General features: G+C 57.5%; 2 protein-coding genes and 1 pseudogene. 1 reads left to right on the top strand and 2 read right to left on the bottom strand.

Annotation, left to right across the window (positions count from 1 at the left end; all coding sequences use genetic code 11):
* Together OC446_RS30330 and OC446_RS30325 are read right to left on the bottom strand one after the other, a co-directional pair.
* A partial coding sequence (locus tag OC446_RS30330) for a hypothetical protein (protein ID WP_262032581.1) occupies window positions 1–183 on the bottom strand: 183 nt, incomplete at its 3' end.
* A 469-nt stretch (window positions 184–652) separates the two neighbouring features.
* Window positions 653–904: pseudogene (locus OC446_RS30325) on the bottom strand (NrsF family protein); the annotation flags it as partial.
* A 341-nt stretch (window positions 905–1,245) separates the two neighbouring features.
* Between OC446_RS30325 and OC446_RS30320 the strand changes: the two are divergent.
* The gene (locus tag OC446_RS30320) at window positions 1,246–1,443 is read left to right on the top strand and encodes a hypothetical protein (RefSeq protein WP_262032580.1); all 198 of its coding nucleotides are present in this window, start codon (window positions 1,246–1,248) and stop codon (window positions 1,441–1,443) included.
* Window positions 1,444–1,552: the final 109 nt, after the last annotated feature.

Below are 1,552 nucleotides of genomic sequence, written 5' to 3'. Positions count from 1 at the left end.
GACCGACAGATCCACTCGCACCAGAGCCGCGCCTTGGCAGAATTGGAGCGCCGCCATTGGACGTCGTGCTGCCTGTCGTTGCAGGGTTCCCGACTCCGCCGGATCCGCCGCTACCGCCCATTGTCCCCGCACCAGCACTACCAAGGCCACCTGCTCCTGCACCAGTTCCTTGCGCCAGTGCAATGGTCGCGCTCCCGATCAGAAGGACTGTCGCCAGAATTGATTGCTTAAGGTTGTTCATGATTGCTCTCCGTTGTTGCCGCTTTCCCGCTCATCTTCTGAGAGGCCTCTCTCAAGATCGAGCAACACTGCCGGGCGAACGCACATGTCGATCGGACGTTCCGATGGATTCTCCCGGCCCAGCGGAGATGTCTATCGCAAAGTCCCAGTGGGCGATGGCTCATTGGCTGGGCAAGCAGGCAGAATAGCCGTCGACAACACGCCAAGCACGCAGCACAGGAGCCGCACAGCAAAGGTGCGGGCATGCTGACCGTATTCTGTATCAGAGGCCCGCCGCTGCGTTCCAGAAGGGCGTCAGCTCCTTGTCTGAACTCTGGATAAATTCCCATTTTCGCCGTCGGACACCTTCCCGCTAGAGTAACAGAGGTGTCCTTCTATGTGAGGACGATTACGAGACTGCCCGCGAGCACACCTATTTCGTCAAGACCATTGGCAGAATCCTTCCTGATGTAGGACCATCACCTGGATCGTTGCTTAACCGACATTCACCACCAGAGAAATCGAGAGGTGAGCAAGACTCCGGCGCGGATGCCAAATCCAATGCCGCCCGGTACCGAAGCGCAAGAAACAACAGGGAGTTGTCCGTGCAGTGAGGAGCGTTTCGCAGCGCGCTGACTCCGCCTGCATTCAGTCCTGCGAACGCCCCTGTACGGATCAGATCCGCTGGCGCAGCACGATGTTGGCGGGCCTAGCAGTTGATCGGCTAAATGAGATAGAGCTTGTCTTGTTGCATTTGGCCAAGCGTGTTCACACGCAGTCTGTTACCGTGGTTTAGTTCCGGGATGGCTTTCACCTCTCATTTATTGTAGATTGGAGAAATAACAGGTCCTTTTACCCTGCTCCCTCGTCGGCTCACGCCAGCGAGGGAGTTTTTTCGTGCGGGAGCTGTCGAAGCTTCAATGAACTGGCCGGTGCAGCGTCCCCGCTATGTCGTGCTGAGTGTCTGCGGATCTGATCTGAGTCTCGGACTGCTCAGTCACAGATCGTCCTGATCCGGTGGTTCCCATGATGATCGTGGAACTCGACCTCCCGACAGTGCTGGTGGTGACGTGGACGATGGTGGCGGTCCGCCTCATAGAAGCCCCTACCCCTGTGCCGCCGCTCAATGACAATCTCCTCATTGCTGTCGTGATACCTGTCGTGGGGGACACCATAGTGCCAAGCTTTTGCCTGTCCGGCTGGGAGCATGCCACCCAGTGCTAGCCCGGCCACGATCACGCGGAAAAATCTTTGTGTGAGCATCAGTCTCTCCGGTAGTGAGCCTGCCTGACAACATTGAAATCCACCCAACCTGAATGGAGCCACAACGGCA

It is taken from the genome of Microvirga sp. Mcv34 (assembly GCF_024519725.1).
GTDB lineage: Bacteria > Pseudomonadota > Alphaproteobacteria > Rhizobiales > Beijerinckiaceae > Microvirga.
The sequence above is the reverse complement of the archived record's forward strand: the minus strand, read 5'-3'. Positions and strand labels throughout refer to the sequence as shown.

What these genes read in the sequence shown, in the direction of transcription:
- OC446_RS30320 (WP_262032580.1), top strand. Translation starts at nt 1,246, where the DNA reads ATGATGATCGTGGAACTCGACCTCCCGACAGTGCTGGTGGTGACGTGG.